Origin of the sequence: Flavobacterium sp. 103, assembly GCF_003096795.1 — a bacterium.
Taxonomy (GTDB): domain Bacteria; phylum Bacteroidota; class Bacteroidia; order Flavobacteriales; family Flavobacteriaceae; genus Flavobacterium.
In genome coordinates this window covers 2310063-2336969 of the sequence record NZ_QENX01000001.1, presented here as the reverse complement: position 1 = coordinate 2336969, position 26907 = coordinate 2310063, and the positions used below count along the sequence as shown (strand labels likewise).

Genomic DNA, 26907 nt, shown 5'->3' with positions numbered 1-26907 from the left:
AAAATTAAGGTTTAGGAAAATAGTGTCACTGCTTCACTGTGTCTGTATTAGAGTCTATTTTTTTAAAGAAATCAACTAAAGAGTTGCCATCACTTTTTCTGTGCAAAACCTCAAGTCCCCTAGCTTTACCCCATAAATCTAGCCATTTTTTAAACATCATAGCACTTAAGTTCCTACTTTCTGCAGGGTGTTTTTCTCTAAATAAATTATAAAGTAATTGTTTGTTTTTGGTAACTTTTATTTGACCAGAATTAAAAACAATATCCATATCTACAAATTCAACAAAAGAAATATCTGTTTCCATTTTGAGCTTGTTTTCCTTTAAATTTATTGGATTTGCGGTCATAATGCCATTTATCATAAATTTTTGGCTATAGCTCGCCATATCATTGCAGAAACAATTCATTTCAGTCTCATCCCAATCATCAAACAATCTTTTCTTAAAATCATCCATAGGAGAAAATTCTATTGAATAATATGGGAAAATTTCAATTTCAACCCTTCTTCTCTCGTCAGAATTTCCCCCAGAGCCCTTAACCATATAATTTGAACTTATCATTAATTTAGGGCTTAATTCAAAGGGGATCTTATATGGAGACTTATATTTTTCTTCAATGGGTAGTTCTCCAGTAACAACAGAATAAAAATCCTCAAAATTCAAGTCTTTAGTGACATCATCCAGATTCAGTATTTTGTGGCTTAAATTTAAATCTTGGTAGAAAAACTTATTTCCCTTAGTATTAAGACTTTTACCATCTTTTGTCAATGTAGAAGTCATAAAACTAACTGCTTTTCCAATAATTGACTTACCTGTGCCTCCATTGGCTTCCCCCGAAAAATCTACCGTTTCGTCAACAAGTATTAGAGCTTTAGTAAATGAAGGGTCTTTATATCCATGAATTATATAGCCTAATGCGCTAGTTAAATGGTTGTATCTTTCCAAATTATTATTAGAAACTTTTTTTAAAAACACGTCAAATTCAGATTTTAAATAGTCCTTTTCTCCCAGTATTACTATTGAATGGTCAATAATTTGGTTTTCAAAAACGTAACCATCATAATCTTCATATTGAATTAATTCCTTTGTATCTTTCATGACTTTCAATATTCCATTTTTGAAAAAGAAATATGCTGTTTTTGAATCGCAGGAGTTTAATTTAAATTCTGTAATCATATTCAAGGCTAAATTTGACCTTTTTGTTATGTAATCTCCCTCCATGAATACTTCCCAAACATTGGGTTTATTGTCTATAGTAAGTAATTGATGTTTTATCTCCTGCATCAATTCTTTTTCAGTTGCTAAGCAAATAATACTCCTAGATTTGATTTTTACCAGTTCATAACTTCCTTTGGGCAGTTTTAATGTTCTAAAACCTCTATTTTCCCAAAACTCAATCACTTTAGCTATTTTAATTTTAACCTTTACTCCATTATCAGTTTGTGTTTCCGTGTAGAATTTGAAACTATCTAAATCTTGGAGCTCATTTCCTATAGTTGCTATTTCACTCATGCTCTTCTAAGTTTTAAATTTTCAAATAATTGAGTTGAAACATCTACACAGGTTTCTTGCTTATTGCCTAACATCCAATTGATTAAATCTTCTTTTTTAAAATAAATTAATTTCCCACTTGGTTTATAGAAATTAATAGCTCTTTTGTGAGTTAACTTGTACAGCATACTGGCAGATATGTCCAGCAGAGCTAATGCTTCCTTGAAGCTTAATACTTCTTTGGCAAGAAAACCCAAATCCTGATTAAGTCTCTCAGTTCCCTTCATCTCTTTGATAAAATTTATGTTATCCATAAGTTTAAATTTTAATTAACAAAACAGGATTCTCCCATTTTGTCCTGCAAAGGTATAATTGAAGGAAGGAAGAATTTGAAACATCAAATTGTAAAAATGGTGCTGAATTTGTTTCAAAATGAACTACCGAAGCATAGCATCTGGGTACCAATGGGAAGAGGGCAAATTATTAGTTTTACGGAAGCCTTAGGTTTACAAACTTTTCCTTGAAACCTCGAAATATAGTCTCAAGAAATTCAGCTGATTAAAGACGAAACCTTTTTTGGCGCTTTATGTTTATGTAATGAGCTAAATTTTTAATCTCAATAGATTTTAAGAATAAATCAATATCATTGAATAAATCAATATCTATTTTTTTATCTATTTCTTCACTATTGGTAGGGATTTGTGATATATGGAGAAAGCATCCTACAAATCGAAGGGAATCACTACGTCGTTTACTACTCTTTAAAGCAAACTCATATAAATTGACAACTATGCTTGTTTTGACCACTTCACTATAATGTCTCACAGAGATATTATTTTTTAAGTCTAATAGCTCTTCTTTACGCTCTAAAAAATTCTCTTTTGTAATGTCTAGTCCTTTACATATAGTGTCGTAGATATCATTTAAGACAAAGAAGTTATTAATCGATACTGTAGGAGCGGCATCAGGTTTAAATGAAATAGTATTAGTTTTGTTTTTTGACTCGGAAGATAAGTATATCCCAATAACATTTAAGAATTCGGCATAATCCTTTTTCATATTATTAAAATCTTGCAATAAAACGTCACGCTTCAGTTCTGCTTTTGTACCTATATTATCAATAAAAGATTTTTGACTAGCACAACTTAAAATGATAAATTCCTCAAGAAATTTAGATAGCTCATATTTATCTAAAAGCGATATAAATAAAGATTCTATCTTTTTTGGAATGATTACTTTTTTGTAGCTTTTGTGAAAATTTAAAATAAATACATTATCTGAAATCACAATGTTACGAAATGGAATTGTATTGTATTCTACAGTAGGAATATCTGATGCTAATTTAGAATAAGTCCCATTTTTTAAATTACTCCAGATGTATTTGTTTTCATTTTCCATATTTCAAAAGTAATAAAATTGAAGAAAACATAAATAATTAGGAATCGTAAATTTGTTGTACCTATGTTGTACCCGTAGAAAAAACAAAAGCACCTATATCTCTATAAGTGCTTTATAATTAGATGTGGAGAATATCGGATTCGAACCGACCACCTCTTGCCTGCCAGGCAAGCGCTCTAGCCAAATGAGCTAATCCCCCAACGATGCCGCAAATATAACATATAATTATAGGAATATGCAAATTTCAAAAAGACTATTCTTTAAATCCAAAAAAATAACATTTTGCTTCGGTTACTTTTTTAACTTTACATCAAAATACGCCTTATGCTTACACCTGATAAAAACGGAACACTCTTAACAACCATAGAAAACAAAATCGCTACGGTGCAGTTTGGTCATCCCGCCAGTAACTCTTTCCCCAGAGTATTGTTGGACCGATTGACCAATGAACTTACTTTTTTGAGTGATAATCCCGAAATTTCAGTAATTGTTTTAAAAAGTGAAGGCATCGGCGCTTTTTGTGCAGGCGCTTCCTTTGATGAATTACTGGCTGTAAGCACTCTTGATGAAGGTACTCGTTTTTTTTCTGGATTTGCCAATTTGATTAATTCCATGCGCTCTTGCAAAAAAATAATTATAGGACGCATTCAAGGAAAAGCTGTAGGTGGCGGTGTTGGCATTATTGCAGCTTGTGACTATGTAATTGCAACCCAGGAAAGTGCTGTCAAATTATCTGAATTGGCCATTGGGATCGGTCCTTTTGTTATTGAACCAGCCGTAAGCAGAAAAATTGGAAAAACAGCAATGTCCGAAATGACTTTGGCCGCACACGAATGGAAAGCCGCATCCTGGGCTCACCAAAAAGGATTATATGCCAAAGTAATGGAAACTCAGGAAGAACTGGACCTTGAAATAACCGCTTTCTCTAAAAAATTATCCCATTACAATCCAGAAGCACTTGCCGAAATGAAAAAAGTCTTTTGGGAAGGAACTGCACATTGGGATAAACTTTTAAAGGAAAGAGCAGCCATTTCCGGTAGACTAGTCTTATCCGATTTTACAAAAAACGCTTTAATTAAATAACAATGACTGCTTTCATTTTACTCCTTCAAAAGGTAAACATTAACGAAAAAATTAAAAATGCTCCCAATGATGGCTATCAAATTGGTGTTCTTATTGGTTCCTATCTGCCTTTTGTTATATTGGTTTTATTAGCCTATTGGACTTACACTCGAGCCAAAAACAGAAAAGAGTAACCCCTTTGAAAAACAATTTATCTTTGAAAAAAATAATTCTTTTTGGTGTTATCCTCTGTCTCTTTATTTCCTGCCAACAACAGGAGAAGCCTACAATCTCTTTTTATTATTGGAAAACCATTTTTAGGCTTTCGCCAAAAGAAAAAAACACCCTGACTACAAACGAAGTTAAGAGACTTTACATTCGGTATTTTGATATTGACTTAAGTCCAAAAACTCAAAAACCGTTTCCAAGAACTCCAATCCGTTTTGAGAATACAACTTCTGGTTATGAAATCATTCCCGTTGTGTATATCAAAAATAAGGTGATGCTCGACAAGAAATTAAATGTGTTGGATTTGGCTCAAAAAACAAATAGTTTCATTCAGCAAATCAACTTAAAAAACAATATTACCATTCAGGAAATCCAAATCGATTGTGATTGGACTCTTGAAAGCAAAGACAATTACTTGCGATTTATAGATGCTTTTAAGAAGATTTCCAATAAAAAACTATCGGCAACCATTCGACTCCATCAGATAAAATATTTCAAGAAAACAAAAATCCCAAATGTAGACCGCGGCGTCCTTATGTACTACAATATGGGTAAAATAGCCACCGATTCTTTAAATTCGATATACGATTTAAACATTGCCAATCGTTATTTATCAAGTCTAAAAAACTACCCTCTACCTATAGATATTGCATTGCCTATTTATTCATGGGGAATTCACATAAGAGACGGTAAAATAATTGGTTTAAGAAACAAAATTAATGTCAAAAATCTAAAAAATAACAGTAGTTTTGTTCTTACAAAAAAGAATTGGTTTGTAGTTGCACATTCCGATTTTAAAGACGGTGTTTTTTACAAAAAAAATGACCAAATAAAAATAGAAACAATATCAGAAAATGATTTGCTTGAAATGGCAAATAACCTTGAAGAAAATACAGTTCAAAATCCAAAAGAAATTATCTTTTATGATCTTGACGAATTCAATTTAAAAAATTATGAAGAAGGACTTTTTGAAAAAATTATTGATTGCTTTTAGCGCCCTTACTCTTTTAGTTTACGGTACTATTTATGCCTGTGCAGATGGAGATTGGGGTTGGTCATTTGACTCCAACTTCACGCCAGAAACCTTTGTGGACAAGTCCTACTCGCCTCTTTTCTTATCTACTGATATTTTTTATGGAATTGGTTTTGACACTGAACATCGCACACGATTTAACTCCGAGAATATAAAAGACTGGTCGACGTATCTAGAAGGTAAAATAAACGAGAAAGACTTAACTTTTTTCCTGACTGACTCAAGCAGTACAGATGTAGCCGATTTGAACATTTATTATAAGAAAGGAAAAACAAATAAATGGACTGAAAAATGGAGTAAAAAATTTGAAATAAACGATAGTAAAATAAAGAACTTTCTATTGTTTTTGAATGATGCCCAAATTGTTGAAACCTATTCTACGCAACAATTCGATTCTTGGAATTATGACGAAACAACAAAACCTCAGCTTTTAACTGATACTAATTGGATCAAATCAATAGAAAAAAAATACGGTGACACTAAAGATCCTTTCCTAAAAAACAGGTATTGGTTTCTGGCCATAAAAGCTAGTTTTTACAGTGACAAACAAGTAAACGGAGTTACTTTCTTTAACCAAACAGAAAAATTAGCGCCCAAAAACACTCTATATTACAGAGCATTGGCCTATATCGCAGGAATTGAATACAAGCAAAAACATTATGCCAAATCCAATTTTCTTTACAGTCAGGTTTTTGACAAATGCCCTTCTATGAGAGTGGTTTCGGCCTATTGTTTTCATCCACAAGAACAAAAAGACTGGAAACAATCGTTGTCAATGGCTAAAAGCGATGATGAAAAAGCAGCACTTTGGGCCATTCAAGGCTATTACAATGACGATGAGAAAGCCATAGCCGAAATCTATAAACTGCAGCCAAAAAACCAACACCTTGATTTTTTATTGACCCGATTAATCAATAACCAGGAAAATAAAATAGATCAATCGTTCAAAGACAAAACTGTTCTTGAAAACAAAAAAAGAACCAAGGACAGCATCAACAAATCGACTATCAATTTGGTTACCAAAATTGCAGAATCGGATAAAACATCCAAACCTTATTTATGGAATGTGGCTGCTGGTTATTTGGAAACACTAAACGGAAATTTCAAACAAGCTGATAAAGATTTTGACAAAGCCGAAAACAAAATGCCCAAAACCCCTTTGGCCATTAATCAAGTACGATTGTTACGTTTTGTAAACAACCTCAGCAAAATTGACCAACTGAATCCAGAAAACGAAAAAACCATCTTGGCTGATTTATCCTGGTTGTATTTTGAATTGCCTAAAGGCTCTGTTGAAAATTTCCGCTATGAAAATGCTTCTGCATGGAGCAAAAACTATTTGGCAGCATTATACCGCTCTCAAAAAAATACCGTAATGACCGAAATTTTCAATCACGATTCCGGTTTTTATGACAATGAAAAACAACTGCTCGAGATGAAGGCTTTTTTATCCAAAACAAACAAAACCGAAATCGAAAAAATTGGCGCTTCTTTTTACGAAATTAAACTGGCTGATATTAACTATTTTCAAGGAGTTAAAGCCACTTTCGCAAACAAAATCCCCGAAGCCATTGCGTTTATGAAACAATCGGATAAGCTCCAAAACACCGTTTTTTATGGAAATCCATTTCTTGGCAACATCAAAGACTGCCACGATTGTGACCATCAGGCCCCTCAAAAAAAGAAGTACAGTATGCTTGATTTCCTTACCATTATCCAAAAAATGCAGGACAATGTGACCAAACAAGTCGATGTGTACAATAATAGTCTTTTACTTGGAAATGCGTTTTACAACATCACGCATTTTGGCAACGGCCGACTGTTTTATGAAGGTAATATTGCCGGATACGGTTCTACTCCCGACTTTTTCAGAGATCCAATTCGAGACATGATTACCAATAGTTCTTTGGCGAAAGCCTATTATGAAAAAGCATTTTTAGCTGCTAAAAACAATGAACAAAAAGCCAAAACTCAATACATGATGGCCAAATGTGAACGAAACGATTATTACAACAAAAAATACTATTCGCTTAATTTATCCACTTGGGATATCCAAGACGACCAAACCAATTTTATAGCTTGGCAGGGCTTCAAAAACATAAAAGCCAATTACTCAAAAACCAAATACTATAAAGAAATCATCAACGAATGCGGGTATTTCAAAACCTACGTCCAAAAATAGACGAGATTTCACGCAAGGATTTTACTTAATCTGTCTCTCGCAAAGGCGCTAAGACGCAAAGAAAATGGGTTTAAACTTTGCGCCTTTGCGTCTCTGCCAGAAAAATAATCTCAAACTTAAGAGAGTTATATTCAAGAAAAATCAAGAATGCGCCATTGCCATGCAAACAATGCTAATCTTGGCCCCTGGAATTTTCAGTAATGCTTTTGAACAGGCTTCGAGAGTGGCGCCTGTAGTCAGCACATCATCAATCAGCAGATAATGTTTATTAGCATCTTCTTCAGTGAAGGCAACGTCAAAAACCGTTTCAATTCCTTCCGTTCTTCCTAAAAGGTTTTTCTTTGATTGTGTTTTAGAATACACTTTCCGCTTTAGAATGGTGTTGTTCAACGGAATTTCAAAATTCTCGGACAAGGCCAGTCCAAAATTCGTAACCTGATTATATCCTCGTTCTTTCAAACGTTTTTTATGCAATGGCACGGGAATAATAACATCAACATCCTTGACAACTGAACAGTCTTTCAAATCGGATGCATACCATTCGCCCAAAAAACTTCCTATTTCTTCATGTCCTTTGTACTTCAAATTATGAATCAGTTCCTGAACCATTCCTTTTTTATGAAAATACAGTAATGCCGAAACGTGTTCAACCGGTATTCGACCATAAAACTTTTTGAATGCTTCATTTACGGGGTTCAAATGATGGTTCGTCAGAGGTAATTCATGTCGGCAAACCGTACAAATTATATATTCATTAGTACCTATAAATGATTTACAGCCAGCGCAAACCTTTGGAAAAAATAAATTAATCAAGGAATTAAGCATAAAAAAATTGATTTATCCATAAAAATAAGAAAACCTCCTATTCAAACTTCATTTTTTTTCTTTTTTTAATTTCCCTTTTTATATTTTTGCATCACTATGGCAAAACAAGAAGATTTATTTAAGAATGTAGTTTCGCACGCAAAAGAATACGGATTTATTTTTCCGTCAAGCGAAATATACGATGGTTTAAGTGCAGTCTATGATTATGCACAAAACGGAGTAGAATTAAAAAAGAACATACGCGAATATTGGTGGAAATCGATGGTTCAAATGAACGAGAACATCGTAGGATTGGACGCGGCAATATTGATGCACCCAACAACTTGGAAAGCATCTGGTCACGTTGATGCCTTCAACGATCCATTAATAGATAACAAAGATTCCAAAAGAAGATACAGAGCCGATGTTTTGATTGAAGATTATGCTGAAAAGTTAAATCTAAAAGCGAAAAAAGAAATCGAAAAAGCGAAAGCGCGTTTTGGAGAGGCTTTTAATGAACAAGAATTCATCACAACCAATGCTAGAGTCGTAGAATATCTATCCAAAGAAAGAGAAATTCTGGAAAGAATGGGACGTTCTTTAGGAGCTGGTGACTTGGAAGATGTAAAAGCATTAATCGAAGAACTGGAAATTGCAGATCCTGAAACAGGTTCTAGAAATTGGACTGAAGTGCGTCAATTCAACTTGATGTTTGGCACCAAACTAGGAGCTTCTGCAGATACGGCAATGGATTTATATTTACGTCCTGAAACGGCACAAGGTATTTTTGTAAATTTCTTGAACGTACAAAAATCAGGAAGAATGAAAGTTCCTTTTGGAATTGCCCAAACAGGAAAAGCCTTCAGAAACGAAATCGTTGCAAGACAATTTATCTTCCGTATGCGTGAGTTTGAACAAATGGAAATGCAATTTTTTGTGCGTCCAGGTGAAGAAATGCAATGGTACGAACATTGGAAAACCACTCGTTTAAACTGGCATTTATCTCTAGGATTAGGAAGAGAAAACTACCGTTTTCACGATCACGAAAAATTGGCTCACTACGCTAATGCAGCTGCCGATATCGAATTCAATTTTCCTTTTGGATTCAAAGAATTAGAAGGAATTCACTCGAGAACTGATTTTGACTTAAAAGCACACGAACAGTTTTCAGGTAGAAAATTACAGTATTTTGACGCTGAATTGAACCAAAACTATGTTCCTTATGTAGTAGAAACTTCTGTTGGTTTGGACAGAATGTTCTTGGCTGTTTTCGCTACTTCCCTAAAAGAAGAAACGCTAGAAGACGGATCAACCAGAACAGTATTAAAATTACCAGCAGTTCTTGCACCTACAAAAGCGGCCGTTTTACCTTTGGTTAAAAAAGACGGCTTACCTGAAATTTCCAAAAAAATCATTGATGATTTAAAATGGGATTTCAATGTGGCCTATGATGAAAAAGATGCAGTAGGAAGACGTTACAGAAGACAAGATGCGCTGGGAACTCCATTCTGTATTACAGTGGATCACCAGACAATTGAAGACCAAACGGTAACCATTCGTCATAGAGATACGATGAAACAAGATCGTGTAGCTATTGCCGACTTAAAATCAATCATCGAAAATGAAGTTTCGATGAAAAACTGGTTAATGAAAATGTAATCATTTCATTATAATATATAAAAAGTGCTTCTCAATTGGGAAGCATTTTTTTTGCTTATAAATCATTGAAGAACACTTATCATTAAGCGTATACATTTAATTAACAACTGGATACAATTTAGTTTTTAAACAATTTTTAGCCAAATTGTATTGAAAAAAGATAAATTTGACTACTTTTATTTCGATTTATAACACAATTATCTATTTTTTTACTTCAGTCATTCTATTCTTTTTGGAGCATTATTTAAAATAAGAAAGTTATAAATTTAAAAAAGACAAAAATAAAGCATTAAAATTAAGTTTTAAAAAATGAATTACACCTACATTATTATAGATGACGACCCAGAAAGCGTTTTGAAAACAAAGGCAATTGCCAGCGAATTTTCGGAATTAAATTTTCTTGCTTCCACTGATAATTATGCTGATGGCGTAAATCTAATTTTAGAGCATATGCCCAAGCTCATCTTCTTAGAAATAGATCCAATCGATAAAAATAGTAATCTCTCCTTACAACTAATCAATGGATTAATGATGTATTTAAAAGAATTACCAAAAATTGTCATTACCACAAAGAAAAAAGATTTTGCTTTCGACTGTATCAAATATGAAGTCATCGATTATTTATTGAAACCCTTATTAGTTATCGATTTTGTAAAACTGATTCATAAATTAAATAAAATAAATACAGAAGACGAAGTTGTTCTTGTTCAAAATCCAAATGCCCGAGAAAAACGAAATCTAGAAAATGTAGAATCAAAAAACAACAAAAAATCATTTATCCTATGCGTCAAATCCTATGGCGACCATAGATATATTGATTCTGATGAGATATGTTATTTTCAAGCCGACAATAATTCTACCGATATTCATTTAAAAAACGGCGAAATGATAACGGCTTTCAAGACACTGAAACATTTTGAAACCGTCTTGACCAATCCTTTTATACGAATCCACAATAGTTATATTGTAAATCGGAATTATATCTCCAGAATTCATACCGGAAACTCTTTGTGCTACATCAAGAAAACCACAATAAAGCTTCCATTCTCGAAATCTTACAAAACCAATATTGACTTTATAATTAGTGAATTTGCCAATGAAAATTATATCGAAACCTAAGAAATAGTCGTTTGCCCTGAATTGCTATCCATTCACTATCAAACGAATACCATTGACCATAAACGCCTTTTTTTGAATTGATTATTGCGGCTTCCTGTTTAGTTTTACAAAAGAATTCCAACACAAACGGAATTAAAAACGTAAAAAATAACAACAACATAAAAGCCCAAAAATCATGAAAAAAGCTATCTTAACTATCGGATTATTTACATTAGTATTGGCAACAACTTCATTTGCTTCTCCAAAAATTTCAACTTCTTCAATTGCTGATAATGCAGTAATCACATCAATTGATGGGAATGGAGGACAAGATTCAGGAAGAACTAGAAAATTAGATTATATCGGTAATTCTTCTAACTCTGCGATGAAACAATTATCCGATATTGATGGAAATGGAGGGCAAGATTCTGGAGGAGGAAAAAAAATAGACTAAAAAAGATTTTAAATAATAAGAAAGGCTGTCATTTATTTGGCAGCCTTTTTTTTATATGAAAAGTTTTAGTATTTTTGATTCAACTCAAATGCTCCAATTGAATAAAATTAACTACATACTAATCTTTTTTTTGGTTATTTTTTTTGGTTGCAACAAGAAAAAAGTTGCTATAGAAAACTCTAATCCTAAAAAAGACAGCCTTCCTATTTATCTTACTCTGGCTAATGACGACCATTTGCCTTTTACTTATAAAAAAAAATACAATCAAAAGGCATTTGATATTATTATGAATCAAAAAGATGATTCCATTAATAAAATTAATCTCTTTAAGGTTGCCAATCGCTATTACAATATGAACGATTGGAATGGTTATCGTGAAACTTCCAAGCTTATTTTGGAACGTTCTCAAAAAAGTCATGATTCTGTGAATATAGCCAAGGCTTATACATATCTAGGGGATTATTATAGTGCACAAGCCATATCTGACAGTGCCTATTTGAATTACTTTAAGGCAGAAAAGTTATACCTTAATCTTAACAATAATTACAATCTAGCTAAAACAATTTTTAGTAAAGCAAATTTACAATTCAACGAAAGTGACTATTTTAACAGTGAAATAGCGGTTTTCAAAGCGTTGAAAACTCTTAAAGGAGAAAATGCGAATGATTTACTTTATGAATCCTATAATCTTTTGGGTATTTTATATAATGAAAGAGAAGAATTTGACAGAGCTTTAGAATACCATAATAAAGCCTTGGCTATTATTGATAACCAATCTTTTCCATCAGTTTTGCAATCCAAAGCATCTTCATTAAATAATATGGGGTATGTCTATTTGAATTTGAAAAATTACAAGCAAGCCAAAAGCTACTTCGAAAAAGGCTTAGAAGAAGAAAATTTATTTGTGGATAAGCCCAAATTATATGCCATGTTATTGGATAATTTAGCCTATGCTAAATTCAAACTTAAAGAATCAGAAGGACTCCCATATCAATTTTATAGAGCACTAAAAATTAGAGATAGTTTACATATTACCTCTGGAATTATTATCAACAAAACCCATTTGTCTGAGTATTTTGCTTCCAAAAATGACACTTTCAAAGCTGTGCAATATGCAAAACAAGCACTTGCTCTTTCCCGCAGCACCAATCGATTGAGAAGCATACTTGAAGCACTTAAGCAAATAGAAGCTGTAGACCCCAAAAATGCTTCTAAATATTCTAAAGAATACATCCTTATCAATGATCGCCTACAAAAAGCAGAACGCAAAATGGGGGAGAAATTCTCGAGAATAGAATATGAAACCGATGAAATCAAAGTGGAGAACACGAATCTAGAAGGCCAAAATAAGAAACTTTTGTTAATCTTTGGTTCTTTTATAATCTTGGCAATATTATTGTATACTATTAAATTACAAAAAGTTAAGCAACGTGAACTGCTATTCAAACAGCAACAACAACAAGCCAATGCCGAAATCTATAATCTATTGATTAATCAACAAAACGCTATTGAAATCAATAGTATTAAAGAGAAAAAAAGAGTAGCCAGAGAATTACACGATGGTGTCCTAGGCAGAATGTTTGGTGTTCGAATCAATCTAGATAGTTTAAACAAAATCAAAGACGATTCCGGAATCGAAAGAAGACTAAATTATCTGACTGAACTCAAGAACATTGAGCAAGATATTCGTGAAATTTCACACAACCTGAACAGAGAAAAATCAGAATTAATTAATAACTTCGTTGCTATAGTAGCTAATTTATTTGAAGAACAGAAAAAAACATACAGTACAAAGTTTCTTGCCCATATCGACCCTGCTATTAAATGGGATTTTATTGACAATACAGTAAAAATTAATATATACCGTATTCTTCAGGAATCCCTTCAAAATTGTAATAAATATGCTAATGCCACAAAGATAAAGGTGGAATTCAAAAAACAAAATGACAATTTAATATTAAAAATCAGCGATGATGGTGTTGGGTTTAATATCAATCGTGCAAAAAAAGGTATAGGTCTCCAAAATATAAAAACAAGGACCATAGAATGTGAAGGAACGCTCGAAATAAAATCAAAAAAAGAAGAAGGAACTACCATAATAATAGTAATCCCAATTAAAAAAACACAAAAACCTACAACATAATGACAGTTGATTCAAAAGTGGAAAAATTAATTAAAAAGAACATTTTAATAGTAGATGATCATCCCTTTATAATTGACGGATATAAAAACGCCATTACTCGTTACAAACCCGACATTTATGAATACTCCTTTACCCAAGGTAAGGACTGCGAGACAGGTTATAATATTATCACAAATCCTGAAACTGCTCCTTTTGATGTCGCTTTTTTAGATATCAGTATGCCTGCCTTTGAAGAAAAAGGAATTGTTTCCGGTGAGGATTTAGCAAAATTAATTTTGGAATTGATGCCCAATTGCAAAATTATTTTGCTCACGATGTACACTGAATTACTCAAAATAAAAAACATAATTGAGACTATAAATCCTGCTGGACTGGTTATAAAAAATGACTTAACCTTTGATGAATTACTTTTTGGCTTTGACATTATATTGAAAGATGAAATATATTACAGTCATTCTGTAATTAAAATGGCGGATCAAATAAACAATGATTTTGAAGGTATCGATCAGTTTGACAAATTAATTTTATTCCATATTTCAAAAGGAACAAAAACCAAAGATATTCCACAATATATTCCTATTTCACTGCACGCCATAGAAAATAGAAAAGTAAATCTAAAAGAATTATTTAAAATTGAAGATGGAAGTGATATTGATTTGATTCGGGAAGCAAAAGTTAGGGGAATTATCTTTTAACTTTTTCAATAAAAAACAGAAAAGCGACACCAAATAGTGTCGCTTTTTTGTTTTTTATGTCTTATCTATTACTCGCTTATTGCATCCCAACCTCTTGCCTTCAAAGGAATTTTGGTATTAGCACGCGTTACCAAATGAATTCCTTCACTTTCTTGCGTCATGTGCCCGATAATGCTGAAATTTGGATTCCCTTTTATTTTATCAAAATCTCCCATAGCAATGGTAAAGAGCAATTCGTAATCCTCACCACCGTTTATAGCAACTGTTGTACTATCGATATTAAATTCTTCGCAAACGTTGATGAACTGAGGATCTAATGGCAATTTATCTTCATATAGATTACAGCCAACGCCTGATTGCTTGCACAAATGCATAATCTCCGAAGACAATCCATCGGAAATATCAATCATAGAAGTTGGTTTTATTTCCAAAGCATGCAATAAAGTGCGTACATCTTTTCGGGCTTCCGGCTTCAATTGGCGCTCGATCAAATAAGTATAGGCATCCAAATCAGGTTGCGAATTAGGGTTGACCTGAAAAACTTGTTTCTCTCTTTCCAATACCTGCAATCCCATATAAGCCGCTCCAATATCTCCTGTAACTACCAATAAATCGGTTTGTTTGGCGCCGTTTCTATACACAATTTCATCTTCATCAGCCTCGCCAAGAGCGGTAATGCTAATGATTAATCCTTTTTGGGACGAAGTCGTATCGCCACCTATTACATCTACTTTGTACTCTTGGGCTGCGTGGGCAATTCCCTCGTACAATTCTTCCAATGCTTCTAACGGGAAACGATTGGACACCGCTATCGAAACCGTGATTTGTGTTGGTCTGGCGTTCATTGCACAAATGTCGGAAACATTGACCACGACAGATTTGTATCCTAAATGCTTTAAAGGCATATAGGCTAAATCGAAATGCACACCTTCGATCAATAAATCGGTAGAAACAACTACTTTTTTCTTTTTGAAATCCAACACAGCTGCGTCATCACCAATTCCTTTTAGCGTGGATGGCTGAGTGATTTCGAAGTTTTTTGTCAAATGGTCTATCAAGCCAAATTCTCCCAGTTGGGCTATACTCGTTCGTTGCGGGGTTTTATCTTCAATCATTTTGTCTATTTATTGCTATTTTGGTTTTACCAAGGTTGCAAAGGTACGAAGTTGATGATTTAATAACTATAAACGGGAGTTCGATTATTTTTTTGGAGCAGAAAGATTTGGCTTTTTGGGAAAGATCGTCCCGCTTTCCGTTACAATCTCCCAAAAAAAACGGGAGGATTTTCACTGCAATCGGGGCTAAAGGAAAGCATTTTGTCTTTTTGGCATCATCTAAGAAAGAAAATTTCAATTTATTTTGATCTGGATTGCACAATTGCACACAGATTATAAGGATCAAACGAATTGGTGCAGATTAATATTTGGCAATCCTAACAGGTCTTCGAGACCTGTTAGATATTGAAACAGTTGTCTTACTAATTAACAAATCATACCTAAACGTTAAAAAAACTGTTAGAACAACTAAACATCTTGTGCTACAGAAATGCTGCGCGAAGGATGGAAGCAAGTTACCGAAGTAACGCGGACAGCCTGACCACATAAAGGGAAGGAGCCAAATAACCGAGTTGGCGAGTTGGCTCCTTCCCTTTATGTGGTCGCGCCCAAATGAGCTTAAGTAAACTAACGAAGTACACAATTATCGCTTCATACTAAAATGGGATTTGAAAACTTGGGGTATTCCATTTTGGGTGTAAAAAACCTGGAACCAATAATCGGTGGAGGGAAGTGGATGACCGTTGTAATTGCCATCCCAACCGGAACCTGAAGGTCTCAGTTCTTTTAGGAATTTACCATAGCGATCGAAGATATTTATAACAGCATCAGGCTGAAAAGCGAGATCGGGTATGTTCCAAGTGTCATTAAAACCATCATTGTTTGGGGTAAAAAATTTAGGATATTTGAGCACATTGGCAATTAAGACCCGGTTGTCACAATTCCCTTTAGTATCTTTTACGGTGATGATGTGTTGTCCAGAACTTACATTGGAAAAAACATTGCTGGTTTGAAAATTGCCGTCATCCATTTGGTATTCATAGATTCCAAAACCATTGGTCAGGGTTACAACAATGTCGATAGTGTCTTCGAAAGCATCGGTCACAGTTATGGTTGCAATTGCTGGGCTTGATTTTTCGACGGTAACCGTAGCTGGATTGTAACCGCAATCTTCGCCAATATTGGGTGTTTTTTTGGATATGACAACAGTATAAATTCCTTCTTGAACAGCTGTGTAATTAGCCCCTGTGCTTAATTTATTTCCATCCAAAAACCAATCGAGGGTATAATTGTTTGAATTAAGCCCGGAACTCAATTGTGCCGAATTGATTAGTGTTCCTGTTTGGTAATCGACACAGATTATACCGCTTTTTAAGGGTAAATCTTTCAAAGGATAAATGGTAATATTAAAATCATCTTGGGAAGCACAGTTAGAATTAGCTGGAGCCGGAGCATAGATGTACATTGTTTGACTAGTGTTTATTTGTTGCCCTGCCAAATAGAGCGTTCCGGTAGCATTAGGTCCGCTATAATAATCCCCTTTTGACAAGGGCGGCAATGTGTAGCTTTGGCAAATGGCAACATCAGGAGTGCTCACCAATATGGGTGCTGTTGAAATGGTAACAGAAAAACTCTTTTCGCTGGAACAAGTCAATCGATTCCCGACTATAGCGTAAACATAAATGGTCTGTGAGATTGTCAAGACTGTTCCTGCAGGAATAACGGAGCCTTTCCCTTTGGGTTGTGAATAATAATTCCCCAACTTTAATGGCGGCAATGTGTAGCTGTCGCAAACACTTACGTCGTTGAAGTCGCCAACATCTATTCCATTGGCACTGACCTTAAAAAAAGATTCGTTGCTGCATTTTGTAAAATCAGCCCATTCATTGTATATAAAAATAGTTTGAGTGGTTGTTATGACGGTTCCTTCGGCAAGTTGATTTCCCAATCCATGAGGTCCTCCTGTAGCGGTATAATACACGCCATTTTTCAGTTTAGGCAATTTGAAATCGGTACAGGTGACCACATCCGTAAAACTATCGACCGGAGGGAGTGGCCTGATTTGGACAATAAAACTATGCTCATTAGTACAATCTGTTCCAACTGAATAAATATAAATCGTCTGTGTTTCAGTAATGACATCACCCGCTTTTAATGAAAGTCCGCCACCATTGGTTTCGGTAAAATAATTCCCATTAACCAAGGGCGGCAATGCATAACTTTGACATTCTAACCTATTGCTTGGCGTGTCGACCAATGGTAATGGTTTTATGGTAATTTGATATTTTAAGTTATCGGTGCAATTGGGAGAAGTCGTAGTGGCAACATAATAATAAACCGTTTGTGAATTGGTAATGACCGTTCCCGCCGGAATACTTTTGCCCTGACCACTCGGACTGTCATAATAACCGCCTATTGCAACTGGCGGCAACGTATAGCTTCCGCATTCGGAAATGGGAATAAAAGCCGAAGAATTAACAATATCAACTTTGAACGAATTCTCATTGGTACATTTTCCATCATTTGCATAAATAAAAAGCGTTTGGCTCGAAGTTATTCTATCCCCAGCAGTCAAAGGAGTTCCCAAACCTCCGGACAAAGTGTAATAATTTCCATTTGCCAAAGGAGGCAGCGTATAAAAATCACAAGTCACCACATTACTGGGCTTATCAACCAAAGGCAAGGGATGAACAACAAAAGGGATTGCTTCGTCACGGCAAACTACACCATTAATTACGGCATAATAATAAATGGTGTTGTCTGTTGTATAGGTAGTCCCAACTGAAATAGTATTGCCTCTTCCTCCAGCCTCCGTAAAAAATCCACCCACAACTACACCGGGAACTATGTATTTATCGCAGGCTTCCTTAGGAAAATCAATTTCGTAAACAAAGGTTAGCTTAAAGGAATTCTCATTGGTACATTTGTTTGTTGGTGTTGGACCACTGTAAATATAGTAGATACCTGTTTTGGTGATAATGTCTCCTGCATTCAGTTTAATTCCTGTTCCATTTGATCCCGTATAATAATCACCATACGTAATTGGAGGCAATGTGTAGCTGTTACATGCAATCACATCAGCAATGTCATCTACTGTGGGAAGCGAATAAACTATTATATTAAAGTTGACGGTTTTGTAACAACCAGAACTTGTACTATTTTCTATTCGCACCCAGATGGTCTGCGGTGATTGGGAAAGAGAAGTAACGAAAGTAGCTGGGGTTGCTATACTGTTCGTAGCAGTGTTTGCTTCAGCTTGGCTAGTATAATAGCTAATTTTGTAATCCGAAGGATTTAATCCGTTCAGAATAGGGGCTTCTTGTACTGTTAAATCAACGGGTACTCTTCCAAAATTGGTATCACAAAAACTCAAGTCTGGAGGTTTCACGACATTGATTGGCGCAGTTACCAATAAATCAAACGGAAGCAGATTATTGCAAAACGTGTTCCTGTTGTAAACATGTACCGCCTTTATATATATCGTTTGGTTACCGGCACTTGTAAAAGAAGCCAATTGATTGTCGGGTATGGTAGGTCCATTTGCATTGGCGGCAGCCAAAGAATCAAAATATTCAAGATTATATTCCGCCGGATTGAGCCCCAAAGTAATTAGATTGTTCTGCGTTAAGTCATATTGATAAGTAGGGTTTCCGGTATAGCAGGCGATTAGGTTTTTGGGAGGTTTAATGACCAAATCAGTAATAATCACCTCGTCTTTTATCACACAACCAGAAAGTGTTGCCGTTACGCCATAAGTCCCTGCTTTATTGAGTGCCAAAGAAGAACCTCTTTCTCCTTGAATCTCAGCTCCATTGAAAGTCCAAACGTAATCATAATTGCCCACAAGCCCCGATTGGAGAACGATTCTTTCGCCTTCGCAAATAGCTCTGTCGGGACCTAAATTCAAGGTGGTCATAAAACTTCCCCCTTTTATGAAAACTGCCGAATCATAATTGCTGTCATTATAATCGCCAATTGCCAACTTTATACTGTAAGTCCTATTTGGAACCACTGTTGACGACGCCGTCAAAACTTTGGTTTCACCCCTCATATTTATGGCCGACTCTCCTGGATTGGTTACATTATAATGGTCAAATAAATTGGCATTGGCAGATAAACAGGAAGAATTAAATTGCCCATCTCGAATATTTTTGACAGAAACAGGTGTAGTTGTTCCTGGAACTACAGCCAGATTTTTTGAGATTCCAGTGGTTAAATCAGTTAGTATAAATGCAAAAACATCGCTAAAACCACATTGAAATTCGCCATATTCATTGGAAGCAAAAAGGAAATCAAAGCTAAAATTACTCGACAAAGGAGTAAAATCAAATTGAATATAACTCACATCTGTAATGGGGATCATTTGCCCATTACTATCGCTTATAGCTTGCAAATCGGCATCGCTTGCTGTGTTTAATTGACTGCTTTCATTAGTTCCGGTATAAATTCCTTCGGTATATTTTGCCATTCCATTCCGAATAATAATTCCGCTAGAAATCGGGAAATTGGGATCGGTATTAGTGAATTTGCCAATGCCTTGGTGGGACGAAAATTTAAAGTTGCTTTCATTGGCGCAGGCATTTTGCATTAATTCTTCCCGAACCAGTTCAGGTATACCCAAAGATGTAGTATCGACTATGATCCCCTGTGACAAAGATAGAGTCGAATAAAATAATAAAAGTAGAAATAGAGGCGTTCTCATAATTCTGATTTTATTAATTTGGGGTGCTTAAAGATACAAATGATTTTATTTTTAATGTAATGAATTTCAGTATTTTAGACTGTTAAAATCATTTACAATTAATTATTGCACAAGAACGATTATCCATACAAATTTTAGTAAATTGCATATTCACCTTATTACTATTACTTAAAAATCAAAAAATGAGTTCATTTGATATTGTCACCCTTACTGTAAATCCTGCTTTGGACAAAAGCACCCATTTTAAAGGCTTGGTTGCCGAACAAAAAATACGTTGTTCCGAACCAAGGTTTGATGCCGGAGGAGGCGGAATCAATGTTTCCAAAGCTATTTCACGTTTGGGAGGATCTTCCTTAGCAGTATTTACTTCAGGAGGACCATTAGGAAAAATGCTGGAAGAATTGGTTGCCAAAGAATCCATCGCCTTTCAAGCAATTCCAATTCAGACCTGGACTAGAGAAAGTTTTGTAGCGGTAGATGAGAATACCAATTCGCAATATCGTTTTGGGTTTACGGGAGGTGAAATAACGAATGAAGAGGAACAAGCCGTACTTAACGCCATAGCCAACTTAAAGCCAAAATTCTTGGTAGCCAGTGGTAGTCTAAACGAAGGCTTATCAGCTGATTTTTATCAAAAGGTAGCCGAAATAGCGAAAAAATCTAATTCAAAATTAATAGTGGACACCTCAGGAGAAGCCTTGAAAAAAGTATTGGAAACGGGTGCATACCTCATCAAACCAAATGTGGGAGAACTGGCTAAACTAGTTGGTGTTGAACGACTGGAAATGGAAGAAGTCAATGAAGCTGCTAAACAAATCATTGCCAAAGGAGGCGCCGAAATTGTAGTAGTGTCACTTGGCCCGCAAGGAGCAGTTTTGGTAACCAAAGATAGCTATGAGTTTGTTCCGGCTCCCAATGTTGCCAAGAGAAGTACCGTTGGTGCCGGCGACAGTATGGTTGGCGGAATGGTTTGGGCGCTTTCGCAAAATAAAAGCTTGAAAGAAGTCATTCGTTTGGGAGTAGCCTGTGGTTCTGCTGCCACAATGAACGAAGGAACCCAATTGTTTAAATGTGCAGATGCACAACGATTATTCAATTGGTTGAAGGATAAATAAGCCCCTAACCCCTGAAGGAGAACGAAAAACAAAAAAACCTGACAATTTTTACATTGTCAGGTTTTCTCTATATTTTCATAAAAGCTAAATTTATTTTTGCAGAAAAAATAAGTTATTAATTTCGTTTTTTCCAAATCTCCGGATTTCTTGAAGTATGAAAAACGGCAAAAACAGTTATGGTTTTTAACTCCTCATCAATTGTATAATGAATTAGAAAAGGAAATTTTGAAATCTTACGACATCTGACCTCGTTATATTTTACAGCAAAAGAATATGGATTCTCTCTTAAAGAATTGATTTGTTTTTTCGTTTGGGTTTTATAACGTAAACCTAATCCTTTCAATTGCATCTCATACCATTCAGAAGCTTCTTGAATGTCATTGAAAGCATCAATATGTATTTTTACGGAGTAAATCAAAAATTATAGATTTTTAGAAACTTCATCCCAATCTAAAAGTCTTTCTGGATTTGCTTTTGCTTTTGTCATTCGATTTAAAACAATTCGTTGATGCTCAACAGGAATCTCAGTATCTTCATTCCAAATGGCTTCATTAACTTTCAATCTGTCTTTAGGCGATAGTTGCTTCACTGCTTCAATCAATTGATTAACGCTCAAATCGATATTTAATTTTATAGTTTCCATAAAAACAAAATTAGAGAAAAAACAATTGTCACTAACAAAAAAACCTGACAATTTTATCATCGTCAGGTTTTCTCTTTATTCTTGAATCTTTCTTCTATTCTCTAAAAAAAAGATTAATCATTCAATTTCAATACCGCCATAAACGCTTCCTGCGGAATTTCGACATTTCCTACTTGACGCATACGTTTTTTACCTTTTTTCTGTTTTTCAAGCAATTTACGTTTACGGGAAATATCCCCACCGTAACATTTTGCGGTAACGTCTTTACGTAAGGCTTTAATCGTTTCACGGGCAATTATTTTAGCACCAATCGCAGCTTGAATCGGAATATCAAATTGTTGTCTCGGAATCAACTCACGCAATTTCTCGGTCATTTTCTTTCCAATGTTATACGCATTGTCTTCGTGAATCAACGCAGAAAGTGCATCAACCGTTTGACCATTCAATAAAACGTCCAAACGGACTAATTTTGAAGTTCTCATTCCAATTGGAGAATAATCAAATGAAGCATATCCTTTAGAAACCGTTTTCAATCTGTCGTAAAAATCAAATACAATCTCTGCCAAAGGCATATCGAAATTTAACTCCACACGCTCTGTTGTCAAATACGTTTGATTGGTAATTTGACCCCGTTTTTCAATACACAAACTCATTACGTTTCCAACAAAATCAGATTTGGTAATGATAGTCGCTTTAATATAAGGTTCCTCAACTCGGTCCAAACGAGAAGGTTCTGGTAAATCTGATGGATTGTTAACTACAAAAGCATCTTCTGGATGTTTTTTGGTGTAAGCCAAATACGAAACGTTCGGTACTGTAGTAATTACAGTCATGTCAAACTCGCGCTCCAAACGCTCTTGGATAATCTCCATGTGCAACATTCCTAAGAATCCGCAACGGAAACCAAATCCTAAAGCAGCAGAACTTTCTGGAACAAATACCAATGAGGCATCGTTCAACTGCAGTTTTTCCATAGAAGAACGCAAATCTTCATAATCCTCTGTATCTACAGGATAAATCCCAGCAAATACCATTGGTTTTACATCCTCAAAACCTGTAATCATATTTGTAGTAGGCGTTTTGGCATCCGTAATAGTATCACCTACTTTTACCTCTTTGGCTTCTTTAATTCCAGAAATCAAATACCCAACATCTCCTGTCGAAATTACATTTTTAGGAACTTGATTCAATTTCAATGTTCCAACTTCATCAGCAAAATATTCATTGCCGGTAGCCATAAATTTAATTTTTTGGCCTTTTTTAATTTCACCGTTTTTCACACGGAAAATTACCTCAATCCCACGAAATGGATTGTAATGAGAATCAAATATCAAAGCCTGAAGAGGCTCATCTTTCACTCCTTTTGGAGCTGGAATTTTTTCAATAATCGCAGCCAATATATTTTCTACACCAAAACCAGTTTTACCCGATGCGTGAATAATATCTTCCAATTTACATCCAAGCAAGTCAATAATATCATCGCTTACTTCCTCTGGATTGGCACTTGGTAAATCTACTTTGTTCAAAACCGGAATAATTTCCAAGTCATTTTCTAGTGCCAAATACAAGTTAGAAATCGTTTGTGCCTGAATACTTTGTGCAGCATCAACAATCAGCAACGCTCCTTCGCAAGCCGCAATAGAACGCGAAACTTCATAGGAGAAATCCACGTGCCCCGGAGTATCGATAAGGTTCAAGATATATTCTTCGCCTTTATACGTATATTCCATCTGTATCGCGTGACTCTTAATCGTAATACCACGTTCACGTTCCAAGTCCATATTATCAAGCAATTGCGCCTTTTCTTCACGAGCCGTTACCGTTTGGGTTGCCCCCAATAATCGGTCCGCCAATGTACTTTTTCCGTGATCAATATGTGCAATAATGCAAAAATTCCTAATATGTTTCATGTGTAACTTTTATTTACTTTTTGGAAACATGCAATGCTCCGCAAGTCATCTTCTACTAATATCAAATTTATTTGGGCGTGACGGCAGAAAAAGCCGTCGGGCTATTCGCTGCAATCTTTTCCTTTTTAAAGAAAAAAGGGAAAGGATTTCCGCTGCTATCCCTCACGCAAACGCCGTAAAGCGACAATTAATCTGCAAATATACTCTAAATTCAACAGTTTCAAAGTTTCAAAATAGGAAACTCAAGCATTTACCCAAAGTCTTTTCAAATTGTAATACATATACTCCTTAATTAGTTAGCAAATTATTCAAAATCATCTTCTTAGTTATCTAATATCATTAAGTTTTTTATCCTTTCGCTTAAAAGATGTAATTTTGCAAAAAATTTAAGGACGATGATTAAGATTGGCAACATTATATTACCAGAATTTCCCCTACTGTTAGCACCTATGGAAGATGTGAGCGACCCTCCATTCCGCAGATTATGCAAACAGCATGGTGCCGATTTAATGTACTCCGAATTTATTTCTTCCGAAGGACTAATCCGAGACGCCATCAAAAGCCGAATGAAATTAGACATCTTCGATTACGAAAGACCTGTTGGAATTCAAATTTTTGGTGGAGACGAAGAGGCAATGGCGTTGTCATCCAAAATAGTTTCTACCGTAAACCCAGATTTAATAGACATCAATTTTGGCTGCCCTGTCAAAAAAGTCGTTTGCAAAGGTGCCGGTGCCGGAGTTTTGAAAGATGTTGATTTAATGATTCGCTTGACACAAGCCGTTATTGATAGTACCCATTTACCTGTTACCGTAAAAACGCGTTTGGGTTGGGATGACAGTTCGATAAATATTGATGAAGTTGCCGAGCGTTTGCAGGATATTGGTGTTGCCGCTTTGAGCATCCACGCCAGAACCCGTGCACAGATGTACAAAGGCCATTCCGATTGGTCGCACATTGCCCGTGTGAAAAACAATCCGAGAATCACAATGCCTATTTTTGGAAATGGCGATATTGATTCACCCGAAAAAGCATTGCATTATAAAAATGAATACGGTATCGACGGAATAATGATTGGTCGTGCCGCTATCGGTTATCCTTGGATTTTTAATGAAATCAAGCATTACTTCAAAACCGGTGAACATTTAGCAAAACCAACCGTTGCCGATAGAGTTGAAGCCGTACGAAATCACCTTACTTGGGCAATGGAATGGAAAGGCGAAAGACTCGGTATTGTTGAAACAAGACCTCATTACACCAATTATTTCAAAGGAATTCATTCTTTCAAAACTTACAAACAAAAATTAGTTACCCTAGACCGTCCAGAAGAATTATTCGCTGCGCTGAATGAAATAGAAGAGGCTTATTCTGGATATGAGGTTGTTTAAAAGCTTAAACACGAATTCCACTAATTTTCACGAATGAATTTGTGTAAATTAGTGGAATTCGTGTTTTTTCTTAAATCTTTGCTTAATCCAATAATTTCTTGCTCACTCGGCTGCTTGCTATTAATGATGCAATAAAACCAAGCGTGACAATAGTAGCCATAACAATAAGTACGTTTTCCATTGTAAAAACCACTGGATAAGCCAATGTAGGAGTTATCATTATCAGCTCATATTGTTGTTGTAATAACACAAACACAACACCCAATAACAATCCGATAATCCCTCCGAAAAAACTCAATAAAGTTCCTTGCAGTAAAAATATATTTCTCAAATCCTTGATGCCGGTTCCTAGATTAAAGAGAGTTTTAAGATTTCCTTTTTTATCCAAAATCATCATGATGAGCGCACCAATCAAGTTAAAAAGTGCCACAACAATTACCAATGTAAATATCAAATACACCGCAATATTCTCTGTATTCAACATTTTATACAAGGCTTCATTCAGCTGTTCCTTGTTTTTTACGGTAATTTTATTCTTGAAAATCGATTGGAGTTTCTCAATAACAGCACTTTCGTCAGCTCCTTGTTTTAATTTAATCTCAAGACTGGAAATCTGATTAGACTTGTATTCCAATAATTCTTGTGCCAAACCTAAATCGGCAAACACATATTTAGAATCTAAATCTTCACTGATTGCATAAATTCCAACCGGAAAAACATCTGTTTTGTTAAAAGCCTGAGCTGGATTTTCAATAGCTCCCCTACCTGGCTTTGGAACAAAAACCTCAAAGGCATTATTGTAGTCCAGTAAACCCATCGAGAATTTTTGAGCAATTCCATAGCCAACAACGACCTGATAAGTATCCGGTTTCAGCCATTGTCCATTATATAGTTTTTTATTATAATCGCTAACGGTGTTAAAAGTAGAATCAACTCCCTTAAGAAAAGTAACCTCTTGTTTTCCATTAAACGTAAACAATACTCGCTCTTCAATAACTTTAGAATAAGAAGCGAGACCTTCAATTTCCGCAATCTCTTTTTCCTGTTTTGGTACAATAAAAAAAGATTTTCCAAGCGTACTGCTTACTTTAAGATCAGGGTCAATATCATTGGTAAACGAAAGACTAAATTCTTTCAACCCCGTAAAAACCGAGAGCACGACAAATAATGCCATGGCTCCCACAATAATTCCCATACTGGCAATACGATTAATAATATTGATAGCATTATTTTTGCTTTTGCTAAAAATATACCGCTTGGCTATGTAAAGAGGAAAATTCAAACTTTATTGAAATCTGCGTTTGTCCAACAAATCTCTATTCTCAATTGGATTTTCTTGATTTTTCAAGGCGTTGTCAATCTTCTCAATATAATCCAAAGAATCATCAATAAAGAAAACCAAATTAGGCACTTTACGCAATTGCAAACGTACTCTTTGAGATAAATCGTGTTTAATCAAAGTCGAATTAGCCTTAATCCCTACCAATGTTTCCGCTGCTTTTTCTTGAGGGAAAATACTTAAATGCACCGTGGCCACAGACAAATCTGTAGTCACGACAACTTTGGATACTGAAATTATCAAATTCGTAATTCCATTTTTTCTCACTTCACCTTGCAAAATATCAACCAAATCTTTTTGGATAACCCCGCCTATTTTTTTCTGTCTATTTGTTTCCATAGTGCAAAAATACTAATTTTTTGAGAGACAACCTTACAAAGTCAGAAACTCATAAAGTTTTTTATATTTGTTTTATGATTTGGGAGCAGAATCAAAAGCGAAAGATTAGGCTTTTTCAGGAGGCAAAGTTCCTGCTGTCCGCTATATTCCATCTCGCAGAAAAAACGAGAT

At 35.0% G+C, this 26907-nt stretch carries 22 protein-coding genes and 1 tRNA gene; 11 read left to right on the top strand and 12 right to left on the bottom strand.

Going from position 1 to position 26907, the window contains the following annotated elements; all coding sequences use genetic code 11:
• Positions 1–25 precede the first annotated feature (25 nt).
• The 4 genes from C8C85_RS09470 to C8C85_RS09455 all read right to left on the bottom strand — a co-directional run bounded on the left by C8C85_RS09470 (position 26) and on the right by C8C85_RS09455 (position 3086).
• Complete coding sequence (locus tag C8C85_RS09470; protein ID WP_116796861.1) at positions 26–1510, bottom strand: primase-helicase family protein; 1485 nt, start codon at positions 1508–1510, stop codon at positions 26–28.
• Positions 1507–1803: a helix-turn-helix domain-containing protein gene (locus tag C8C85_RS09465; protein WP_116796860.1), complete on the bottom strand. Its 297-nt coding sequence runs from the start codon at positions 1801–1803 to the stop codon at positions 1507–1509. The genes C8C85_RS09470 and C8C85_RS09465 overlap by 4 nt, the downstream gene beginning before the upstream one ends.
• A gap of 244 nt (positions 1804–2047) precedes the next feature.
• Positions 2048–2887 carry a hypothetical protein gene (locus C8C85_RS09460; RefSeq protein ID WP_116796859.1) on the bottom strand — a complete coding sequence of 280 codons (840 nt, stop codon included), beginning with the start codon at positions 2885–2887 and terminating at the stop codon, positions 2048–2050.
• Between the two features lie 125 nt (positions 2888–3012).
• Positions 3013–3086: transfer RNA gene (locus tag C8C85_RS09455), tRNA-Ala, on the bottom strand.
• Between the two features lie 125 nt (positions 3087–3211).
• On the opposite strand from C8C85_RS09455, the gene C8C85_RS09450 reads away from it, so the two are divergent.
• Genes C8C85_RS09450 through C8C85_RS09440 form a run of 4 tightly spaced genes read left to right on the top strand, consistent with a single transcriptional unit; the run spans position 3212 to position 7392 of the window.
• A complete protein-coding gene (locus C8C85_RS09450) occupies positions 3212–3970 on the top strand; it encodes an enoyl-CoA hydratase/isomerase family protein (RefSeq protein ID WP_116796858.1) in 759 nt (252 codons plus the stop codon).
• Between the two features lie 2 nt (positions 3971–3972).
• Positions 3973–4143: a hypothetical protein gene (locus tag C8C85_RS18455; RefSeq protein ID WP_165818112.1), complete on the top strand. Its 171-nt coding sequence runs from the start codon at positions 3973–3975 to the stop codon at positions 4141–4143.
• Between the two features lie 23 nt (positions 4144–4166).
• Complete coding sequence (locus C8C85_RS09445; RefSeq protein ID WP_116796857.1) at positions 4167–5171, top strand: hypothetical protein; 1005 nt, start codon at positions 4167–4169, stop codon at positions 5169–5171.
• On the top strand, positions 5131–7392 hold the full coding sequence (locus C8C85_RS09440) for a hypothetical protein (RefSeq protein WP_116796856.1): 2262 nt from the start codon (positions 5131–5133) through the stop codon (positions 7390–7392). Before C8C85_RS09445 ends, C8C85_RS09440 begins: the two co-directional genes overlap by 41 nt.
• 141 nt (positions 7393–7533) lie before the next feature.
• Here C8C85_RS09440 and C8C85_RS09435 read toward each other — a convergent pair whose 3' ends face one another.
• A complete protein-coding gene (locus C8C85_RS09435; protein ID WP_116796855.1) occupies positions 7534–8217 on the bottom strand; it encodes a ComF family protein in 684 nt (227 codons plus the stop codon).
• A gap of 96 nt (positions 8218–8313) precedes the next feature.
• Between C8C85_RS09435 and C8C85_RS09430 the strand changes: the two genes are divergently transcribed.
• From C8C85_RS09430 to C8C85_RS09405, 5 genes are all read left to right on the top strand, one after another.
• Positions 8314–9855, top strand: a complete 1542-nt coding sequence (locus C8C85_RS09430) for a glycine--tRNA ligase (RefSeq protein ID WP_116796854.1) — start codon at positions 8314–8316, stop codon at positions 9853–9855.
• 309 nt (positions 9856–10164) lie between these two features.
• Entirely contained in the window at positions 10165–10974 is an 810-nt protein-coding gene (locus C8C85_RS09425; protein WP_116796853.1) for a LytR/AlgR family response regulator transcription factor, read from the top strand.
• 175 nt (positions 10975–11149) lie between these two features.
• Entirely contained in the window at positions 11150–11407 is a 258-nt protein-coding gene (locus C8C85_RS09415; protein WP_116796851.1) for a hypothetical protein, read from the top strand.
• 97 nt (positions 11408–11504) lie between these two features.
• Entirely contained in the window at positions 11505–13550 is a 2046-nt protein-coding gene (locus C8C85_RS09410) for a tetratricopeptide repeat protein (RefSeq protein ID WP_410501038.1), read from the top strand.
• The gene (locus C8C85_RS09405; protein ID WP_116796850.1) at positions 13550–14245 is read left to right on the top strand and encodes a response regulator; all 696 of its coding nucleotides are present in this window, start codon (positions 13550–13552) and stop codon (positions 14243–14245) included. Before C8C85_RS09410 ends, C8C85_RS09405 begins: the two co-directional genes overlap by 1 nt.
• A gap of 68 nt (positions 14246–14313) precedes the next feature.
• Here the strand turns inward: C8C85_RS09405 and thiL are convergent, their stop codons facing one another.
• Positions 14314–15360, bottom strand: a complete 1047-nt coding sequence (gene thiL, locus C8C85_RS09400) for a thiamine-phosphate kinase (RefSeq protein ID WP_116796849.1) — start codon at positions 15358–15360, stop codon at positions 14314–14316.
• Positions 15361–15943: 583 nt separating this feature from the next.
• Positions 15944–20002, bottom strand: coding sequence for a T9SS type B sorting domain-containing protein (locus C8C85_RS09390; RefSeq protein WP_116796847.1), 4059 nt, complete (start codon positions 20000–20002; stop codon positions 15944–15946).
• 182 nt (positions 20003–20184) lie between these two features.
• On the opposite strand from C8C85_RS09390, the gene C8C85_RS09385 reads away from it, so the two are divergent.
• Positions 20185–21117 carry a 1-phosphofructokinase family hexose kinase gene (locus tag C8C85_RS09385; RefSeq protein WP_116796846.1) on the top strand — a complete coding sequence of 311 codons (933 nt, stop codon included), beginning with the start codon at positions 20185–20187 and terminating at the stop codon, positions 21115–21117.
• 115 nt (positions 21118–21232) lie between these two features.
• Here C8C85_RS09385 and C8C85_RS09380 read toward each other — a convergent pair whose 3' ends face one another.
• The 3 genes from C8C85_RS09380 to lepA form a co-directional block, all read right to left on the bottom strand.
• Positions 21233–21535 (bottom strand): type II toxin-antitoxin system RelE/ParE family toxin, encoded by a 303-nt coding sequence (locus C8C85_RS09380; protein ID WP_116796845.1) that lies wholly within the window; start codon positions 21533–21535, stop codon positions 21233–21235.
• A gap of 3 nt (positions 21536–21538) precedes the next feature.
• On the bottom strand, positions 21539–21760 hold the full coding sequence (locus C8C85_RS09375) for an addiction module protein (RefSeq protein WP_116796844.1): 222 nt from the start codon (positions 21758–21760) through the stop codon (positions 21539–21541).
• Between the two features lie 113 nt (positions 21761–21873).
• Positions 21874–23670, bottom strand: a complete 1797-nt coding sequence (lepA, locus tag C8C85_RS09370; protein WP_100432924.1) for a translation elongation factor 4 — start codon at positions 23668–23670, stop codon at positions 21874–21876.
• 395 nt (positions 23671–24065) lie between these two features.
• Here lepA and dusB point away from each other — a divergent pair, with 395 nt between their 5' ends.
• Positions 24066–25058: a tRNA dihydrouridine synthase DusB gene (dusB, locus tag C8C85_RS09365; protein WP_116796843.1), complete on the top strand. Its 993-nt coding sequence runs from the start codon at positions 24066–24068 to the stop codon at positions 25056–25058.
• Positions 25059–25140: 82 nt separating this feature from the next.
• Here dusB and C8C85_RS09360 read toward each other — a convergent pair whose 3' ends face one another.
• Positions 25141–26340 carry an ABC transporter permease gene (locus C8C85_RS09360; protein WP_116796842.1) on the bottom strand — a complete coding sequence of 400 codons (1200 nt, stop codon included), beginning with the start codon at positions 26338–26340 and terminating at the stop codon, positions 25141–25143.
• A 3-nt stretch (positions 26341–26343) separates the two neighbouring features.
• Positions 26344–26736, bottom strand: a complete 393-nt coding sequence (gene rbfA, locus C8C85_RS09355; protein WP_100432845.1) for a 30S ribosome-binding factor RbfA — start codon at positions 26734–26736, stop codon at positions 26344–26346.
• Positions 26737–26907: the final 171 nt, after the last annotated feature.

Excerpts from the sequence above, each read along its gene's own strand:
- C8C85_RS09470 (WP_116796861.1), bottom strand. The coding sequence starts at position 1,510 with ATGAGTGAAATAGCAACTATAGGAAATGAGCTCCAAGATTTAGATAGT.
- C8C85_RS09465 (WP_116796860.1), bottom strand. The coding sequence starts at position 1,803 with ATGGATAACATAAATTTTATCAAAGAGATGAAGGGAACTGAGAGACTT.
- C8C85_RS09460 (WP_116796859.1), bottom strand. The coding sequence starts at position 2,887 with ATGGAAAATGAAAACAAATACATCTGGAGTAATTTAAAAAATGGGACT.
- C8C85_RS09450 (WP_116796858.1), top strand. The coding sequence starts at position 3,212 with ATGCTTACACCTGATAAAAACGGAACACTCTTAACAACCATAGAAAAC.
- C8C85_RS18455 (WP_165818112.1), top strand. The coding sequence starts at position 3,973 with ATGACTGCTTTCATTTTACTCCTTCAAAAGGTAAACATTAACGAAAAA.
- C8C85_RS09440 (WP_116796856.1), top strand. The coding sequence starts at position 5,131 with ATGAAGAAGGACTTTTTGAAAAAATTATTGATTGCTTTTAGCGCCCTT.
- C8C85_RS09435 (WP_116796855.1), bottom strand. The coding sequence starts at position 8,217 with ATGCTTAATTCCTTGATTAATTTATTTTTTCCAAAGGTTTGCGCTGGC.
- C8C85_RS09430 (WP_116796854.1), top strand. The coding sequence starts at position 8,314 with ATGGCAAAACAAGAAGATTTATTTAAGAATGTAGTTTCGCACGCAAAA.
- C8C85_RS09425 (WP_116796853.1), top strand. The coding sequence starts at position 10,165 with ATGAATTACACCTACATTATTATAGATGACGACCCAGAAAGCGTTTTG.
- C8C85_RS09415 (WP_116796851.1), top strand. The coding sequence starts at position 11,150 with ATGAAAAAAGCTATCTTAACTATCGGATTATTTACATTAGTATTGGCA.
- C8C85_RS09405 (WP_116796850.1), top strand. The coding sequence starts at position 13,550 with ATGACAGTTGATTCAAAAGTGGAAAAATTAATTAAAAAGAACATTTTA.
- thiL (WP_116796849.1), bottom strand. The coding sequence starts at position 15,360 with ATGATTGAAGATAAAACCCCGCAACGAACGAGTATAGCCCAACTGGGA.
- C8C85_RS09390 (WP_116796847.1), bottom strand. The coding sequence starts at position 20,002 with ATGAGAACGCCTCTATTTCTACTTTTATTATTTTATTCGACTCTATCT.
- C8C85_RS09385 (WP_116796846.1), top strand. The coding sequence starts at position 20,185 with ATGAGTTCATTTGATATTGTCACCCTTACTGTAAATCCTGCTTTGGAC.
- C8C85_RS09375 (WP_116796844.1), bottom strand. The coding sequence starts at position 21,760 with ATGGAAACTATAAAATTAAATATCGATTTGAGCGTTAATCAATTGATT.
- lepA (WP_100432924.1), bottom strand. The coding sequence starts at position 23,670 with ATGAAACATATTAGGAATTTTTGCATTATTGCACATATTGATCACGGA.
- dusB (WP_116796843.1), top strand. The coding sequence starts at position 24,066 with ATGATTAAGATTGGCAACATTATATTACCAGAATTTCCCCTACTGTTA.
- rbfA (WP_100432845.1), bottom strand. The coding sequence starts at position 26,736 with ATGGAAACAAATAGACAGAAAAAAATAGGCGGGGTTATCCAAAAAGAT.